General features: G+C 73.1%; 17 protein-coding genes. 3 read left to right on the forward strand and 14 right to left on the reverse strand.

What is annotated here, in order from left to right:
• Window positions 1-17: 17 nt before the first annotated feature.
• Window positions 18-506, forward strand: coding sequence for a transcriptional regulator BldD (gene bldD / locus GA0070213_RS20660; protein WP_013285505.1), 489 nt, complete (start codon window positions 18-20; stop codon window positions 504-506).
• Between the two features lie 61 nt (window positions 507-567).
• On the opposite strand, the gene nusB is transcribed toward bldD, so the two are convergent.
• From nusB to aroB, 4 genes are read right to left on the reverse strand one after another with little or no spacing between them, the layout of a single operon-like run.
• The gene (gene nusB, locus GA0070213_RS20665) at window positions 568-978 is read right to left on the reverse strand and encodes a transcription antitermination factor NusB (protein ID WP_174534511.1); all 411 of its coding nucleotides are present in this window, start codon (window positions 976-978) and stop codon (window positions 568-570) included.
• A 23-nt stretch (window positions 979-1,001) separates the two neighbouring features.
• Window positions 1,002-1,559, reverse strand: a complete 558-nt coding sequence (efp, locus tag GA0070213_RS20670) for an elongation factor P (RefSeq protein ID WP_091067144.1) — start codon at window positions 1,557-1,559, stop codon at window positions 1,002-1,004.
• A 41-nt stretch (window positions 1,560-1,600) separates the two neighbouring features.
• Window positions 1,601-2,050, reverse strand: coding sequence for a type II 3-dehydroquinate dehydratase (aroQ, locus tag GA0070213_RS20675; protein ID WP_091067148.1), 450 nt, complete (start codon window positions 2,048-2,050; stop codon window positions 1,601-1,603).
• Window positions 2,047-3,123 carry a 3-dehydroquinate synthase gene (gene aroB, locus GA0070213_RS20680; RefSeq protein WP_091067151.1) on the reverse strand — a complete coding sequence of 359 codons (1,077 nt, stop codon included), beginning with the start codon at window positions 3,121-3,123 and terminating at the stop codon, window positions 2,047-2,049. Before aroB ends, aroQ begins: the two co-directional genes overlap by 4 nt.
• 63 nt (window positions 3,124-3,186) lie before the next feature.
• On the opposite strand from aroB, the gene GA0070213_RS20685 reads away from it, so the two are divergent.
• Together GA0070213_RS20685 and GA0070213_RS20690 are read left to right on the forward strand one after the other, a co-directional pair.
• Window positions 3,187-3,687 carry a DUF2243 domain-containing protein gene (locus tag GA0070213_RS20685; protein ID WP_091067154.1) on the forward strand — a complete coding sequence of 167 codons (501 nt, stop codon included), beginning with the start codon at window positions 3,187-3,189 and terminating at the stop codon, window positions 3,685-3,687.
• A complete protein-coding gene (locus GA0070213_RS20690; protein WP_245716489.1) occupies window positions 3,684-4,670 on the forward strand; it encodes a cytochrome c oxidase assembly protein in 987 nt (328 codons plus the stop codon). The genes GA0070213_RS20685 and GA0070213_RS20690 overlap by 4 nt, the downstream gene beginning before the upstream one ends.
• On the opposite strand, the gene GA0070213_RS20695 is transcribed toward GA0070213_RS20690, so the two are convergent.
• The 10 genes from GA0070213_RS20695 to GA0070213_RS20740 all read right to left on the reverse strand — a co-directional run bounded on the left by GA0070213_RS20695 (window position 4,660) and on the right by GA0070213_RS20740 (window position 13,802).
• Window positions 4,660-5,169, reverse strand: a complete 510-nt coding sequence (locus GA0070213_RS20695) for a shikimate kinase (RefSeq protein WP_091067158.1) — start codon at window positions 5,167-5,169, stop codon at window positions 4,660-4,662. The genes GA0070213_RS20690 and GA0070213_RS20695 overlap by 11 nt on opposite strands.
• Window positions 5,166-6,344 carry a chorismate synthase gene (gene aroC, locus GA0070213_RS20700; RefSeq protein ID WP_091067161.1) on the reverse strand — a complete coding sequence of 393 codons (1,179 nt, stop codon included), beginning with the start codon at window positions 6,342-6,344 and terminating at the stop codon, window positions 5,166-5,168. Before aroC ends, GA0070213_RS20695 begins: the two co-directional genes overlap by 4 nt.
• Before the next feature lie 127 nt (window positions 6,345-6,471).
• On the reverse strand, window positions 6,472-6,822 hold the full coding sequence (locus tag GA0070213_RS20705; RefSeq protein ID WP_091067164.1) for a hypothetical protein: 351 nt from the start codon (window positions 6,820-6,822) through the stop codon (window positions 6,472-6,474).
• An 81-nt stretch (window positions 6,823-6,903) separates the two neighbouring features.
• On the reverse strand, window positions 6,904-7,701 hold the full coding sequence (locus GA0070213_RS20710; protein ID WP_091067168.1) for a shikimate dehydrogenase: 798 nt from the start codon (window positions 7,699-7,701) through the stop codon (window positions 6,904-6,906).
• Window positions 7,698-8,921, reverse strand: coding sequence for an endolytic transglycosylase MltG (gene mltG, locus GA0070213_RS20715; protein ID WP_091067171.1), 1,224 nt, complete (start codon window positions 8,919-8,921; stop codon window positions 7,698-7,700). The genes GA0070213_RS20710 and mltG overlap by 4 nt, the downstream gene beginning before the upstream one ends.
• Window positions 8,905-9,378, reverse strand: coding sequence for a Holliday junction resolvase RuvX (gene ruvX, locus GA0070213_RS20720; protein ID WP_091067175.1), 474 nt, complete (start codon window positions 9,376-9,378; stop codon window positions 8,905-8,907). Before ruvX ends, mltG begins: the two co-directional genes overlap by 17 nt.
• 67 nt (window positions 9,379-9,445) lie before the next feature.
• Window positions 9,446-12,127 (reverse strand): alanine--tRNA ligase, encoded by a 2,682-nt coding sequence (gene alaS, locus GA0070213_RS20725; protein ID WP_091067178.1) that lies wholly within the window; start codon window positions 12,125-12,127, stop codon window positions 9,446-9,448.
• Window positions 12,124-12,429, reverse strand: a complete 306-nt coding sequence (locus GA0070213_RS20730) for a hypothetical protein (RefSeq protein WP_091067180.1) — start codon at window positions 12,427-12,429, stop codon at window positions 12,124-12,126. Before GA0070213_RS20730 ends, alaS begins: the two co-directional genes overlap by 4 nt.
• 31 nt (window positions 12,430-12,460) lie before the next feature.
• Window positions 12,461-12,922, reverse strand: a complete 462-nt coding sequence (locus tag GA0070213_RS20735) for a DUF948 domain-containing protein (protein ID WP_091067184.1) — start codon at window positions 12,920-12,922, stop codon at window positions 12,461-12,463.
• Between the two features lie 142 nt (window positions 12,923-13,064).
• The gene (locus GA0070213_RS20740; protein WP_425412850.1) at window positions 13,065-13,802 is read right to left on the reverse strand and encodes a hypothetical protein; all 738 of its coding nucleotides are present in this window, start codon (window positions 13,800-13,802) and stop codon (window positions 13,065-13,067) included.
• Window positions 13,803-14,919 lie beyond the last annotated feature (1,117 nt).

Raw genomic sequence — 14,919 nt, forward strand, 5'->3', positions numbered from 1 at the left:
GCACTGGGAGTGTCCGAATGCCCTCTGAATACGCCAAGTCGCTGGGCGCCCGCCTGCGCTCCATCCGCCAGCAGCAGGGCCTGTCCCTGCAGGGGGTGGAGGAGAAGTCGAACGGGCGGTGGAAGGCCGTGGTGGTCGGCTCGTACGAGCGCGGCGACCGCGCCGTCACCGTGTCCCGCCTGGCGGAGCTGGCCGACTTCTACCGCGTTCCCGTCTCGGAGCTGCTGCCCGACGGCAGCGGGGTGCGTCACGAGCCGACCAGCAAGATCGTGCTGGACCTGGAGCGGCTCTACGACGAGGCCTCCGAGGACCTCGCGTACGTCGCCCGGTACGCCCGCGCCATCCAGCAGCAGCGCGGCGACTACAACGGCCGGGTGCTCTCCATCCGCGCCGACGACCTGCGCGCCCTCGCGATCGTCTACGACGCCTCACCGTCGGGCCTGATCGAGCGGCTCACCGAGCACGGTGTGCTGGTCGCCGACCCGCGCGCGTTCTTCGCCTCCTGACGCCCGCACGAAGGGCCCGTGCCGTCCGGCACGGGCCCTTCGTCGTTCCTGCCTCCGGGCCTCAGCGGCTGGCGTACTCGGCGATCCGGCCGAGGATGCCGTTGAGGAAGCGGGGCGAGTCGTCGGTCGACATCTGCCGGGCCAGCTCGACGGCCTCGCTGATCGCCACCGCGTCGTCGATCTCGTCGACGTAGAGCAGCTCGTACACGGCGATCCGGGCCAGGTTGCGGTCGACCACCGGCATCCGGTCCAGCGTCCACCCCTCGGCGTAGCTGGCGATCGTCTCGTCGATCCGGTCGAGGTGCGCCGCGACGCCCTCGACCAGCCCGACCGCGTAGCCGAGGTGGTCGGGACGGGGCTGCTCGATCCGCTCCAGGTAGCCGGCGAGCACCTCGACCGGCGGACGGTCCCGCAGGTCGGCCTCGAAGAGCACGTCCAGCGCCCGCTTGCGCGCCTTGCGGCGCGCCGGCATCTGCTGCTTCGGACCCTCGGCCATCAGGCTCGGCCGAGGTAACGGCCGTCGCGGGTGTCGACCTTGATCTTCTCACCGGTGGTGATGAACAGCGGCACCTGGACGGTGGCGCCGGTCTCGACGGTGGCCGGCTTGTTGCCACCGGTCGACCGGTCGCCCTGCAGGCCCGGCTCAGTGTAGGTGACCTCCAGCACGACCGAGGTCGGCAGCTCGATGTAGAGCGGCACGCCCTCGTGGGTGGCGACGGTCGCCTCGGCCTCCGGGAGGAGGTAGTTGGCGGCCTCGCCGACCGTGCCACCGAGCACGGTGATCTGGTCGAACGTCTCCAGATCCATGAAGACGTAGTCCTCACCGTCGGCGTACAGGTATTGCATGGTGCGCTTGTCCACGGTCGCGGTCTCGACCTTGGTGCCCGCGTTGAAGGTCTTGTCGACCACCTTGCCGGACAGCACGTTCTTCAGCGTGGTACGCACGAACGCACCACCCTTACCGGGCTTGACGTGCTGGAACTCGACGACGGCCCACAGCTCGCCGTCCAGGTTGAGTACCAGGCCGTTCTTCAGGTCGTTGGTGGAGGCCATTTCCTGCCTTGATCATCAATTGGCGGACAGACCTGTCGAGTCTACTCGCCGTGTCGAATCGGACTCCCGGGCTGCGCCAGGTGGTGCAGCGCCAGCCGGTAGCCGTCCACGCCCAGCCCGCAGATCACCCCGGTGGCCACCGCGGAGACCACCGAACGGTGCCGGAACTCCTCCCGGGCGTGGATGTTGGAGATGTGCACCTCGATCAGCGGGGCGCGGAGCATCGCGCACGCGTCCCGCACCGCGATCGAGTAGTGCGACCAGGCCGCCGGGTTGAGCACCACCGCCGCCGCCTCGTCCGCCGCCTCGTGCAGCCAGCCCAGCAGTTCGTGCTCGGCGTCGGTCTGCCGGACCACCACGTCCAGCCCCAGCTCGCGCCCGGTCCGCTCGCACATGGCGACCAGATCGGCGTAGCTGGTCACGCCGTAGACGTCGACCTGCCGGGTGCCGAGCCGGCCCAGGTTCGGCCCGTTGAGCACGTACACCCTCACGCGCCGACCTCCCGGTAGGCCGCGGCCAGCAGCTCGTCCGGCGGCCCCTCCAGCATCGCCGGGCGGGCCAGGTCGTCCAGCACCACGAAGCGCAGCCGGCTCCCCCGGGCCTTCTTGTCCACCCGCATCGCGGCGAGCAGCTCCGGCCAGGCGTCCGCCCGGTAGCCGGTGGGCAGGTCGAGCGCGGCCAGCACGTCGCGGTGCCGCCGGGCGGTGGCGTCGTCGAGCCGGCCGGCGAGCCGCGCGAGGGTGGCCGCGTAGACCAGACCGACCGACACCGCGTGGCCGTGCCGCCAGCGGTAGCCCTCCACCTTCTCGATCGCGTGCGCGAGCGTGTGGCCGTAGTTGAGCACCTCGCGCATCCCGGACTCGCGCAGGTCACCGGCGACCACGTCCGCCTTCACCCGCACCGCCCGCTCGACCAGCTCGCGCAGCACCGGGCCGGTCGGGTCCAGCGCGGCGGCCGGGTCCCGCTCGACGAGGTCGAGGATCACCGGGTCGGCGATGAAGCCGCACTTGACCACCTCGGCCATGCCGGCGGCCAGGTCGACCGGGGGCAGGCCGTCGAGCGTCGCCAGGTCGCAGAGCACGCCGGCCGGCGGGTGGAACGCGCCGACCAGGTTCTTGCCGGCGGCCGTGTTGATGCCGGTCTTGCCGCCGACGGCGGCGTCGACCATGCCGAGCAGCGAGGTCGCCACCGGCACCCAGCGCACCCCGCGCAGCCAGGTCGCGGCGACAAAGCCGGCCAGGTCGGTGACCGCGCCGCCGCCCACCCCGACCACCGTGTCGGTACGGGTGAACCCGGCCTCGCCCAGCCGGTCCCAGCACGCGGCGGCCACGTCGACGTGCTTGCCCGCCTCCGCGTCCGGCACCTCCACCGGCAGCGGCGTCACGCCCGCGGCGCGGGCCCGCTCGGCGAGCCGCTCGGCGAGGGCCTTCAGCGGCGGCGCGTACAGGTAGGCCACCCGCTCGGCGTCGGGCAGCAGCCCGGGCGGCGGGTCGAGCAGGTCACGTCCCACCAGCACGTCGTACGGCCGCTCGCCGCCGACCGGGATCCGGGTCACCTCGTCCATCGCCGGCAGCCTAGTCCACTCCGTGGGGTGTTTGTCCCCCCGCGCCCCGGGTAGGGCGGCGGAATGAGCATCCGTCTTCCCGCGACGATCCTCGGCGTCGGTCTCGGTGGCTTCGTCGACGGCATCGCGCTGCACCAGGTCCTCCAGTGGCACCACATGCTCAGCAGCACCGCCACCGACCGCGTCGGAATTCGCGACTACCCGGTCGACACCGTCCCCGGCCTGCAGATGAACACGCTGTGGGACGGTCTCTTCCACGTGGTCACCTGGGTGGCGGTGCTGACCGGGCTGGCCATGCTCTACTCCCGGGTCACCCGCTCCCGGGGGCGGCTCTGGCGCTCGCCGATGCTCTGGGGCTGGGTGCTGGTCGGCTGGGGCCTGTTCAACCTGGTCGAGGGCGTCGTCGACCACCACCTGCTCGGCATCCACCACGTCCGCTCGGGTCCGCACCAGGCCTGGTGGGACCTCGGCTTCCTCGCCCTCGGCGTGGTCCTGGCCGCCGCCGGCTGGGCCATCCAGCGGCGGGCCGCCGAGATCGACCTGTGCGCGCCGGAGCCGCGGTGAGTCACGCCGGGCACGCGGGCGGCTTCCCGGCGACCGCGCTGCTGCCGGCGGTCGTGTTCTGGGCCTACCTCGCCGCCGCGCTGCGGCTGCGCGACCCGGGCGGTCCGGGCTGGGCGCACGGCCGGACCGCGAGTTTCGGCCTGGGCACGCTGCTGGTGACCGTGGGGTTGCTCCGGCCGGCCGGCGACTTCGTCGGGCACATGTGGCAGCACCTGCTGATCGGCATGCTCGCGCCGCTGGCCCTGGTCCTCGGCGCGCCGGTCACGCTGCTGCTGCGCACCCTGGACCGCCGCACCGGACACCGGCTGGTCCACCTGCTGCGGCACCCGGTCGCGCGAGTGCTCGGGCACCCGGTGACCGGCCTGCTGCTCACCGCCGGCGGCCTGTGGCTGCTCTACCTGACCCCGCTCTACCGCGCGACGCTCGACAGCCCGGTGCTGCACACCGTGGTGCAGGCCCACTTCCTGCTCAGCGGCTGCCTGTTCGCCTGGTCGATCGCCGGGCCGGACCCCGGCCCGCACCGGCCCCGGGTGCCGGTGCGACTGGTGGTGCTCGGCGCCGGGGTGGCCGCGCACGCCACGATCGCCCAACTGCTCTACGCCGGCGCGCTCGTCGACGTCCCGGCCACCGGCGCCGAACTGCGGGCCGGCGCCACAGTGATGTACTACCTCGGCGACCTGGCCGAGATCGCCCTCGCGCTCGCGCTGCTCGCCACCTGGCGACCGGAGCGCCCGGCCCGCCGCCCGGCCAGACCCACCCGGTCAGCGCCTGACCCCCGACCGGCCCACTCCCGCGTGCCCCAAACCGCCTGCCACCCACCCCGTTCCACTCACCGGCGTCGTCCACCTCGGGTGGAACGCCTTGGGTGTCAAAGCGCCCCGGTGGCACCCATGGCGTTCCACTCACGAGCATCGTCGGCCGTGGGTGGAACGTGGTGGGTGTCAAGGGCGTTCCACGGGGGCGGCGCGGCGGTCAGGGCTTGAGCAGGGCGGCGATCTCGGTGGCCAGTTCCTGCGGGTCGCGGCCGTCGGTGACCACCGTCGCGGTGGCCACCTCGGCGTAGAGCGGACGGCGCTGGTCCAGCAGGTGTTTCAGGGTGGCCCGGGGGTTCAGCGCCAGCAGCGGCCGGCCGGCGCCCAACCCGACCCGCCGGATCGCGTCCGGCAGCTCCACCGACAGGTGCACCACGGTGTGGCCGATCAGCGCGGCCCGGTTCTCCTCCGCCAGCACCGCGCCGCCGCCGAGCGCGAGCACCCCGGCGTGCGAGGCCAGCGCCGCCGCCACCGCGGCCCGTTCCAGCGTACGGAAATGGTCTTCGCCCTCGTCGACGAAGATCTCCGGGATCGGCTTGCCGGCGAGGCGCTCGATGTCGGCGTCGGTGTCCCGGAAGTCGACGCCGAGCGCGTCGGCGAGGGCCGCGCCCACCGTGGTCTTGCCGGAGCCGGGCGCCCCGACCAGCACGCAGACCGGCCGGGTGCTCATGAGATCACCAGGTGGTCGAGGTAGCCAGCGAGGTTGCGGCGCATCTCGGCGACCGAGTCACCACCGAACTTCTCCACCGCCGCCTCGGCCAGCACCAGCGCCACCATGGCCTCGGCCACCACGGCCGCGGCCGGCACCGCGCACACGTCGGAGCGCTGGTTGATCGCGGTGGCCGGCTCGCCGGTGGTGACGTCGATCGTCGCCAGCGCGCGGTTCAGCGACGAGATCGGCTTCATCGCCGCCCGCACCCGCAGCGGCTCGCCGGTGGTGATGCCGCCCTCCAGGCCACCGGCGCGGTCGGTCACCCGGCGCACCCCGGTGGCGGTGGGGATGATCTCGTCGTGCGCCTCGGAGCCACGCGAGCGCGCCTGCTGCCAGCCGTCGCCGATCTCCACACCCTTGATCGCCTGGATGGACATCAGCGCGGTCGCGAGGCGGGCGTCGAGCTTGCGGTCCCACTGCACGTGGCTGCCCAGGCCCGGCGGCACCCCGTACGCCAGCACCTCGACCACGCCGCCGAGCGTGTCGGCGGCCTTCTTCGCGGCGTCGACCTCGGCGACCATCCGGGCGCTCGCCTCCGGGTCGAGGCAGCGCAGCGGGTCGGCGTCGATGCGCGCCGCGTCCTCGGGGGTGGGCCGCAGGCCCGGCTTGGCGGCGACCGGGCCCAACTCCACCACGTGCGAGACGATCTCGATGCCGAGCGCCTGTCGGACCAGGGCCTTGGCGACCGTGCCGACGGCCACCCGGGCGGCGGTCTCCCGGGCGCTGGCCCGCTCCAGGATCGGCCGGGCGTCGGTGTGCCCGTACTTCTGCATGCCGGCCAGGTCGGCGTGGCCCGGGCGGGGGCGGGTCAGCGGGGCGTTACGGGCCTGGTTGGCCAGCTCGTCGGCGTCGACCGGGTCGGCGGCCATCACGGTGCGCCACTTCGGCCACTCGGAGTTGCCGACCCGGATCGCCACCGGACTGCCCAGCGTCACGCCGTGCCGGAGCCCGCCGATGATCTCGATCTCGTCCCGCTCGAACGCCATCCGGGCGCCCCGGCCGTAGCCGAGCCGGCGGCGGGCCAGCTCGCCACCGATCTCGGTGGTGGTCACCTCGATCCCGGCGGGCACCCCCTCGAGCATCGCGACGAGGGCGGGTCCGTGCGATTCACCTGCGGTCAGCCAGCGCAACACAGCGGACAGTCTGTCACGCCCCCGGTCCGCACCGGCGCGGTGCCGGCGGCGTCCCGCCTTGCGGACATGTGGACAGGCGAAAACCCCGCTCAATCACGAAGTGTCGAACGGGACCCTCGCCGTGGTATCAGAGCTTGACGGCGGTCGAGCAGTTGCCGACGCCAGTACGGCAGATGCGAATCTGGTAGCCCAACCGTCCCAGCCACACGGCGTTGATCTCACCCGACGAGCAGTTCCGCTCGCCGACCCAGGTCCAACTGCCGCCCGATGCCTTCTCCTGCCACTGAGCGCAATGCCCGTCGGACAACGTGTCGGTCAGCCACATCTGATAGGTGCCGTTCTTGAAGTATTCGTAGCGCCCCTTGGCACCAGTCGTCGAGAGAGTAGCCGCGTAGGCGGGCGCCGCGGCCACGCCGAGCAACAGCAGAGCACTGCCCGCGACAGTGGCGGCCCGCGCCGCCAATTTGATCTTCGCCATGACATCCCCCGGGGTCGATGAATTTCGACCATAGCACCGGGACATCTCGGCTCGTTGTCCCTCCGACCCCGATGTCACCTTTCACCGAATAGCGGCCCGCATCGCCTCACGCGGCGCAGCCAGTCCGGTGAACTGCTCGAACTGCCCGATCGCCTGGGCGAACAGCAGATCCAGCCCGGAGATCACGCGGCACCCGGCTGCGAGGGCCGCGGCGGCCATCGGGGTGGGCCAAGGGTCGTAGACGACGTCGAAGAAAACCGTTCCCGGCCGCCAGTCGAAGCTCTCCCCGAGCAGATCCGCCACACCCCTCGGCACCGTGGAGATCACCAGGTCGGCGCGGGCGTGCGCGGGCGCGCCGTCCCACTCGGCGCCGGCCAGCGGCACGCCGACCGCCGCGGCCACCGGACGCAGCTCGTCGACCGCCTCGGGCCGGCGGGCCACCACTGTTACCTCGGCCGCCCCGACCCGGGCCGCCGCCGCGATCGCCGCCCGGGCGGTGCCGCCGGCGCCGAGCACCGTGACCACCGCCCCGGCCACGCACCCGACGTCGGTCAGCACCTCGACCATGCCGGTGACGTCGGTGTTGTCCGCGTACCAGGTGCCGTCGGGCCGGCGTACCAGCGTGTTGGCGGCGCCGACCGCGGCGGCGACCGGCGAGACCTCGTCGGCCAGCGCGAGCGCCGCCTCCTTGCCGGGCATGGTCACCGACAGCCCGGCCCACTCCGGGCCGAGGCCCGCGACCAGGCCGGGCAGCTCGTCCGCGCCGGCCTCGATCCGGGTGTACGACCACCCGGTCAGCCCGGCCGCCGCGTACCCGGCGGAGTGGATCGCCGGGGAGAGCGAATGGGCGATGGGCCTACCCACGACGGCGGCTCTCAAAATCGACAGTTCTCCCCACTGAGGACCTTGTTGTCACACATCTGCCGCTTCAGTTTGAGGAAGTCGGCGTCGTTGGAGCCGTAGCCCATCGTGCCCTTCTGGTCCACCGTCATGAAGAAGATCCAGTCACCGGGCGGCGGCTCCAGCGCGCCCTTGAGGGCGGCCTCGCCGGGGTTGCTGATCGGGGTGGGCGGCAGGCCCGCCACGTTGTGCGTGTTGTACGGGTTCTTCAGGTCATTGATCTCGCTCTGCAGCAGGTCGTCCGAGTCCTTCGGGTCCTTGCCCTGCAACCGGAGGTAGTAGTTGATGCCGCTGTCGATGCCCAGGCAGTTGCAGCCGATCTTGCCGGCGTAGATCCGGTTGTAGATCACCCGGGAGACCTTGGGCAGGTCGACCGCGTTCACCGACTCCGCCTCGGCGATCGAGGCGGTGATCAACGCCTCGTACGGGGAGATCTTGCGGTCGTTCTTCGCCCGGTCGACGAAGTCGAGCTGCTTGGTCACGGCCAGGAACTGATCCACCATCAGCGACAGGATCTGCTCGGCGGTGGCCTTCGGCGGGATCTCGTAGGTCGACGGGTAGAGGAAGCCCTCCAGGCTCTTCGGGCCCTTCTTGCCGTCCCCACGCGTGAACCAGAAAGCCGGCACGCCCAGCTTGACCGGGTCCTTCGCCGCGGCCTGGAACTCCTTGACCGGGATCTTGGTCTGCTTCGAGAGGATCTGGTAGACGTTCAGCGTGATCGTCCCCTCGGGGATCGTCACGCCGTTGACCACCCGGCTCTTCGGGTCGAGCATGAGCGTGATCGCGTCCGCGGCCTTCATCTCCTTGCGGACCTTGTAGCGGCCCACCTGGATGTTCTTGCTGAGCGGGTTCGCGTCCGCGGCCTCGATGAAGGCCTTGGTGCTCTTCACCACGCCGGCGTCGTAGAGCGTGTTGCCGATGTCGGTGAGCGACTCACCCGTCTTCACCTCGACGAGCGCCTCGCCGGTGCCCGGGCCGTCGTAGTCGGGCGTGACCAGGTAGTTACGAATCCGGTCGAAGCCGACGTACGCGCCGCCGCCGATGCCGCCCAGCAGGACGAACGCCATCAGGAGGGCGAAGACCGTCTTTCCCCGGCCACCGCCGGACTTGCCCTGCCGGCGCAGCACGGCGCCGCGTCGGTGCCGGCCCTTCTCCCCCCTCTCCTGCTCGTCGAACCCCAGGTCAAGATCGTCGATCATGCGTCCGCCTCCGCTGTGCGTCCAGCCAGCTCTGCAGAATCTCCACCGCGGCGGCCTGGTCGACCACCGCTCGTTGGCGCTTTCCCCGGACGCCCCGTTCGGCCAGCCTACGACTCGCGACGACGGTCGACATCCTCTCGTCCGTCAGCGTCACCGGAATCGGCCCCATTACATCGGCCAAACGGGTGGCATATGCCGATACGTTCGCCGCCGCCGGACCGTGCTTTCCGGCAAGGTTGACCGGCAACCCGACCACGATCCCGACCGCCTCGTGCTCGGCCGCCAACCGGACCAGCTCGGCCATGTCGGCGGGCACCGCGTCCGGCTCGGCGGTCAGGTCCCGGGCCAGGGTGACCAGCGGGGTGGCCAGGATGCCGTGCGGATCGGAGCGGGACACGCCCACCCGGACCTGGCCGACGTCCACGCCCAGCCGCACGCCGACGGGCAGCTCAGCCATCTCCCGGACACTCCTTCAGCAGGTACGGACCAGGGCGGACCCGGCGGTCCGCCCTGGCATCGATCGGTCAGGCCGCGTCAGCGACCGCCTTCTCCACGGTGAGCAGCAGGTTCGGCGCCTCCGCGGCGGGCAGGCCACCACCCTGGGCCAGGTCGTCGCTGCCGCCGCCCCGGCCGGAGAACGCCGCCTTCACCAGGTCCTTGGCGCTCAGGCCCCGGCCCCGGGCGGCCTGGTTGACCGCCACCACCAGGGAGGCCTTGCCGTTGGCCCGGGCGGCCACCGCGACCACCGCCGGGCGGGCCGCGTCGATCCGGCCCCGGATCTCCTGGGCGAGCGTCCGCACGTCGTTCGCCGCCGCGCCCTCGGGCGCCTCGGTGCCCACGTACGCGACCCCGCGCACGTCCTTCGCCTGCGCCGCGAGCGCGCCGGCCCCGCCGAGCACGAGCTGGGCGCGGAGCTTCTCCAGCTCCTTCTCCGCGTCGCGCAACTGGGTGACGGTCTGCTCCACCCGGTCGGCCACCTGCTCGCCCGGCACCCGGAACATCTCCGCCAGCCGGGACACCAGCAGGTGCTCGCGGGCCAGGAAGCCGAACGCGTCCATGCCGACGAGCGCCTCGATCCGGCGGACCCCGGAACCCACCGACGCCTCGGAGAGGATCTTGACCAGACCGAGCTGGGCCGAGCGGGCCACGTGGGTGCCGCCGCACAGCTCCCGGGCGTAGTCGCCGACCTCGACCACCCGCACCCGCTCGCCGTACTTCTCGCCGAACAGCGCCATCGCGCCGATCCGACGGGCCTCCTCCTGGCTGGTGACGAACGCGTGCACCTCCAGGTCGGCCAGGAGCACCTCGTTGACCTGCTGCTCCACGTCGTGCAGCACGCTCGGCGCCACCCCGGTCGGGGTGTTGAAGTCGAACCGCAGCCGGCCCGGCGCGTTCAGCGAGCCCGCCTGGGTCGCCGACTCGCCGAGGAAGTTGCGCATCGTCTGGTGCACCAGATGCGTCGCCGTGTGCGACCGCGAGATCGCCCGACGGCGGGAGACGTCGATCTCCGCGTACCCGGTCTCCCCGGCACGCACCTCGCCGCGCACCACCCGCGCCCGGTGCACGATCAGGCCGGGCACCGGCTGCTGCACGTCGAAGACCTCGACCTGGCCGCCGCCGACCGTGATCAGGCCCTGGTCGGGCTGCTGCCCGCCGCCCTCGGCGTAGAACGGGGTGGTGTCCAGCACCAGCTCGATCGTGTCGCCCTCGACCGCCGCGCCGACCGCCGCACCGCCGGAGAGCAGCGCGCGCACCCGGGACTCCCGGTTCAGCTCGGTGTAGCCGGTGAACTCCACCGGCCCGCCACCGTCGAGCACCGACCGGTACGCCGACACGTCGGTGTGCCCGGTCTTGCGGGCCTGCGCGTCGGCCTTGGCCCGGCTGCGCTGGTCGGCCATCAGCCGGCGGAAGCCGTCCGCGTCGACCTGCAGGCCCTGCTCGGCCGCGATCTCCAGGGTCAGGTCGATCGGGAAGCCGTACGTGTCGTGCAGCTGGAACGCCTTGTCACCGGAGAGCGCCGGCTGACCGGCCGACTTCGTCTCGGCGATCGCGGTGTCCAGGATCGTGGTGCCGGCGCGCAGCGTGGCCAGGAACGCGTCCTCCTCGGCGTACGCGTACTGGGAGATCCGGCCGAACTCCTCGGCCACCTCCGGGTACGACGGCGCCATGCAGTCCCGCGCCACCGGCAGCAGCTCCGGCAGGGCCCGGTCCTGGTAACCCAGCAGCCGCATCGCCCGGATCGCCCGGCGCATGATCCGGCGCAGCACGTAGCCGCGCCCCTCGTTCGACGGGGTCACCCCGTCGCCGATCAGCATCAGCGCGGTGCGCACGTGGTCGGCGACCACCCGCAGCCGCACGTCGTCCGGGTGCGACTGGTTGGCGGCGTGCCCGGAGTGCGCGCCGTAGCGCTTCCCGGTCAGCTCGGCCGCCCGGTCCAGGATCGGCTTGACCTCGTCGATCTCGTAGAGGTTGTCCACGCCCTGCAGCAGCGAGGCCATCCGCTCCAGGCCCATGCCGGTGTCGATGTTCTTCGCCGGCAGGTCGCCGAGGATCGGGAAGTCCTCCTTGCCGGTGCCCGGACCACGCTCGAACTGCATGAAGACGAGGTTCCAGAACTCCAGGTAGCGGTCCTCGTCGACCTCCGGGCCGCCCTCGCGGCCGTACTCCGGGCCGCGGTCGTAGTAGAGCTCCGAGCACGGGCCGCACGGGCCGGGGATGCCCATCGACCAGAAGTTGTCGGCCTTGCCCCGGCGCACGATCCGCTCGGCCGGCACGCCGGTGGCGCGCCAGATGTCGTACGCCTCGTCGTCGTCGAGGTAGACGGTCGCCCAGATCCGCTCCGGGTCCAGCCCGAAGCCACCCGCCTCGACCGACTTGGTGACCAGGTCCCAGGCGAGCGGGATCGCCCCGGACTTGAAGTAGTCGCCGAAGGAGAAGTTGCCGTTCATCTGGAAGAACGTGCCGTGCCGGCTGGTCTTGCCGACCTCGTCGATGTCCGGCGTCCGGATGCACTTCTGCACGCTCGCCGCGCGCTGGTACGGCGGGGTCTGCTGGCCCAGGAAGTAGGGCACGAACTGCACCATGCCCGCGTTGATGAACAGCAGGTTCGGGTCGCTGATGGCGGGCAGCGGAGCGGACGGCACCACGGCGTGGCCGTTCGCCTCGAAGTGGGCGAGGAACCGCCGCTTGATCTCCGCCGTCTTCATCGCTGGTGCTCCTCCGGGAAAATCTCTCGGTCGCCGATGCGCGGGTCCTCCCGCAGCTCGGCGAACTCGTCCTGGTACGCCTCGCCGCGGGCGAAGGCCTCGTGGATCTCCTGCTCGCGCTCGGCCATCGAGACCCGGACGTCGTCCACGAACGCGCGCACCGACTCGACCAGCCCACCGGCGGACTCGGACAGCCCACTGGCGATGCCCGCCGGGGTGTACGCCTGCGCGGTCCGGGTGGCCTTGCGCACCACCAGGACGCCCACGGCCAGGCCGATGCCCAGCCAGAACAACCGCCTCATGCTCTCATCCTTCCCGCGTACGCCGGTCGGGTCAGCGGTTGCCGCGCTTGGCGGCCCGACGCTGCTGCTTGATGGTGTCGCGGACCTCGCGCTCGGTCTCGGCGTGCCGGCGGGCGGAGGCGGCCTTGCGCACGCCGTAACCGAACGCGGCCACCTTCACCAGCGGGTTCGCCGCGGCGGCGGAGACCACGGTGGCCAGGTTCGCCACGTTCGCGGTGACGTTCTGCGCGTGGCTGGTCATGGTGTCCACCTTGGCGAGCTGGAGGTTGACCCCGTCCAGCGAGGTCTGCACCTGCTCCAGCGCGGTGTTGACGTTCTTCACCGTGGTGTTGACGTCACCGAGCAGCGGCCCGCTGCGGTCGTTGAGGTCGTTGATCATGCGGGTTGCGGCGTCGACGGTGTGCCGGAGCCCCAGGATCGGCAGCGTCAGGATCAACACGAGCATCGCGAACGCGATCGCCGCGACGAGCGCCGCGACCTCTCCAAAACTCACGCATGTCCTCCTCAACCAGTGTTCCGGGACAGACGCCCCGGGACGCGCGACCGTACCTGCCCACCGCGCCCCACCTCGACCCGGTCACCGGGCAGCGGGGGGGCGCCAGCCCCAGACCCTACCGTCCGTGATGGAAGTCGGCTCACGACGGTGACGGGGTCGGCTCACCGAGCGGGTCGTCGGTCAAGGTCGGGTACGGATCCTCACCGGTGAGTGACGGATCGGTGGTCGGTGTCGGGCCGGTGCGCTCGTCGTCGATCGCGTTGCGCACCTTCACCGACACCAACGAGCCGGCGCACTTCCCCGCTGCGGTCGCGGGCGGCGCGGACGGCGCCGGTTCCCCGTCCACCGGCGGGGGCGTGCAGGTGGGGTCGCGTACCCACAGGTCGAGCGTGAGTTCGTCCCGACGCCAGCAGGTGTAGCTGCCCTCCACCTTCTCCTCCGGGCAGCGGTCGACCTTCCAGCGGCGCCAGCCGTCCTTGGCCAGCGCCTGCTCGTAGACCGTGACGGTCTGCTTCCAGCCCTGCTCCGACTCGACCGCGCGTTCCCGCAACCGGCAGTCCTGCAGGCACCAGCGGCTGCCGCTGACGTTGTCGACCGTCTTCGTCGCCGCCCAGGACGGCACGTCGAGCGCGTCGAGGGTGTCGAAGACCGGGTCGCGGCTGAGCGTCCGCAACCCGAAGTAGAGCGGGACGGCGCCCAGCAGCACGAGGCTGACCAGAGCGAGCACGGCCATCCGCAGCCGGCGTCGCTCACGTAGCTGCCGCCGCAGGTCGGAGCGGGCGCCGCGCGGGCCGCCGGGCTCCGTCCCGGGCTCGGCCGGATCCGGGCCGGCCGGGCGCGGCGCCGGTCCGTCGCCCGCACCGGGCCGTGCCCCCACCGGCTCCCCCGGCGGCGGTACGACCGCGGCCGCCCGCGCCACCGCCGGCGCGGCGGCAGCCGCGGCAGCGGGTCGGGCCGCGTCCGGGGTGGACGGAACGCCTCGCCCGCTCGTCTGCTCGTCCGGGGCGGGCGGGCGCGCCACGCCCGCCGCCGCCCGGGCCGTCACCGGTCCGGCGGAGCCACGCGGTCCCGGAGCGGCCGCCGGCCCGGGTACGCCGCCGGGCGGGACGGCCCCGTCGGGCCGGGCCGGGCCGGGTCCGTCACCGGCCGGGCGTACCGCCGCCGTCCCCGGGGCGGGAGCGGCACGCCCGCCACCGGGCGGGCGACCTCCCCCACGCGTCGGGTGGTCGGCCGGGCCGTGTCCACCGGGACGGCCGGCGCCGATGGGCATGCCACCGCTGCGCTCGGGGTCGCCGTGCGGGTCCGGCGCCCCCGGACCCGACGGCACAGCGCCACGGGCCGGACCGCCACCGGCACGCTCACCGCCGGACGCCGGCACGACCGGCCGGCCCGGACCGCCACCGGCACGCTCACCGCCGGACGCCGGCACGACCGGGCGGCCCGGACCGCCACCGGCACGCTCACCGCCGGGCGGCGGCACGACGGGGCGCGCCGTGCCGCGGGACGGGCCGGACTGCGCGGCCCGGGCCGGTGGCACGGCCGCGCCGGGCGGCTCGGCCCGGTTCGACGGTACGGCCGGGCCGGGCTGGTGGGGCTGGTCGGAGCGGACCGGCGGCACCGCCGCGCCGGCCCGGCCGCCCGGCCCACGGGCGGCGCCGGCGGGACGGGCCGACGGCTCGTCCACCGGCGGCGGGCCGGCCGGACGTCGGGCGGCTGGCATGGCCGGGTCGGTGTGCGGCGTACGACCGGCCTGCCGCAGCCAGTCGGCGGGGCGCTCCGGCCGCTGCGGGCGTGGCTCCCCGCCCTCGGCGGCAGCGCGGCGCCGGGTGCGGCCCGGCTCGGTGCCGGGGTCGGTTTCGCCGGGCGCGGCGCGCCGGCCGCGGCCCGGGTCGCGACGGGGGGTGGGCGGGCCCGCCCCCTCCACCGGGCCACCGGAGACGGGTGCGGCGGCGCCGGGCAGGCCGGGGGCGTTCCCGGTGCGCGGCACGACCACC

The sequence above is a fragment of the Micromonospora humi genome, assembly GCF_900090105.1.
Taxonomy (GTDB): domain Bacteria; phylum Actinomycetota; class Actinomycetes; order Mycobacteriales; family Micromonosporaceae; genus Micromonospora; species Micromonospora humi.

What these genes read in the sequence shown, in the direction of transcription:
- bldD (WP_013285505.1), top strand. Translation starts at nt 18, where the DNA reads ATGCCCTCTGAATACGCCAAGTCGCTGGGCGCCCGCCTGCGCTCCATC.
- nusB (WP_174534511.1), bottom strand. Translation starts at nt 978, where the DNA reads ATGCCGGCGCGCCGCAAGGCGCGCAAGCGGGCGCTGGACGTGCTCTTC.
- efp (WP_091067144.1), bottom strand. Translation starts at nt 1,559, where the DNA reads ATGGCCTCCACCAACGACCTGAAGAACGGCCTGGTACTCAACCTGGAC.
- aroB (WP_091067151.1), bottom strand. Translation starts at nt 3,123, where the DNA reads ATGGACGAGGTGACCCGGATCCCGGTCGGCGGCGAGCGGCCGTACGAC.
- GA0070213_RS20685 (WP_091067154.1), top strand. Translation starts at nt 3,187, where the DNA reads ATGAGCATCCGTCTTCCCGCGACGATCCTCGGCGTCGGTCTCGGTGGC.
- GA0070213_RS20695 (WP_091067158.1), bottom strand. Translation starts at nt 5,169, where the DNA reads ATGAGCACCCGGCCGGTCTGCGTGCTGGTCGGGGCGCCCGGCTCCGGC.
- GA0070213_RS20705 (WP_091067164.1), bottom strand. Translation starts at nt 6,822, where the DNA reads ATGGCGAAGATCAAATTGGCGGCGCGGGCCGCCACTGTCGCGGGCAGT.
- mltG (WP_091067171.1), bottom strand. Translation starts at nt 8,921, where the DNA reads ATGATCGACGATCTTGACCTGGGGTTCGACGAGCAGGAGAGGGGGGAG.
- ruvX (WP_091067175.1), bottom strand. Translation starts at nt 9,378, where the DNA reads ATGGCTGAGCTGCCCGTCGGCGTGCGGCTGGGCGTGGACGTCGGCCAG.
- alaS (WP_091067178.1), bottom strand. Translation starts at nt 12,127, where the DNA reads ATGAAGACGGCGGAGATCAAGCGGCGGTTCCTCGCCCACTTCGAGGCG.
- GA0070213_RS20730 (WP_091067180.1), bottom strand. Translation starts at nt 12,429, where the DNA reads ATGAGGCGGTTGTTCTGGCTGGGCATCGGCCTGGCCGTGGGCGTCCTG.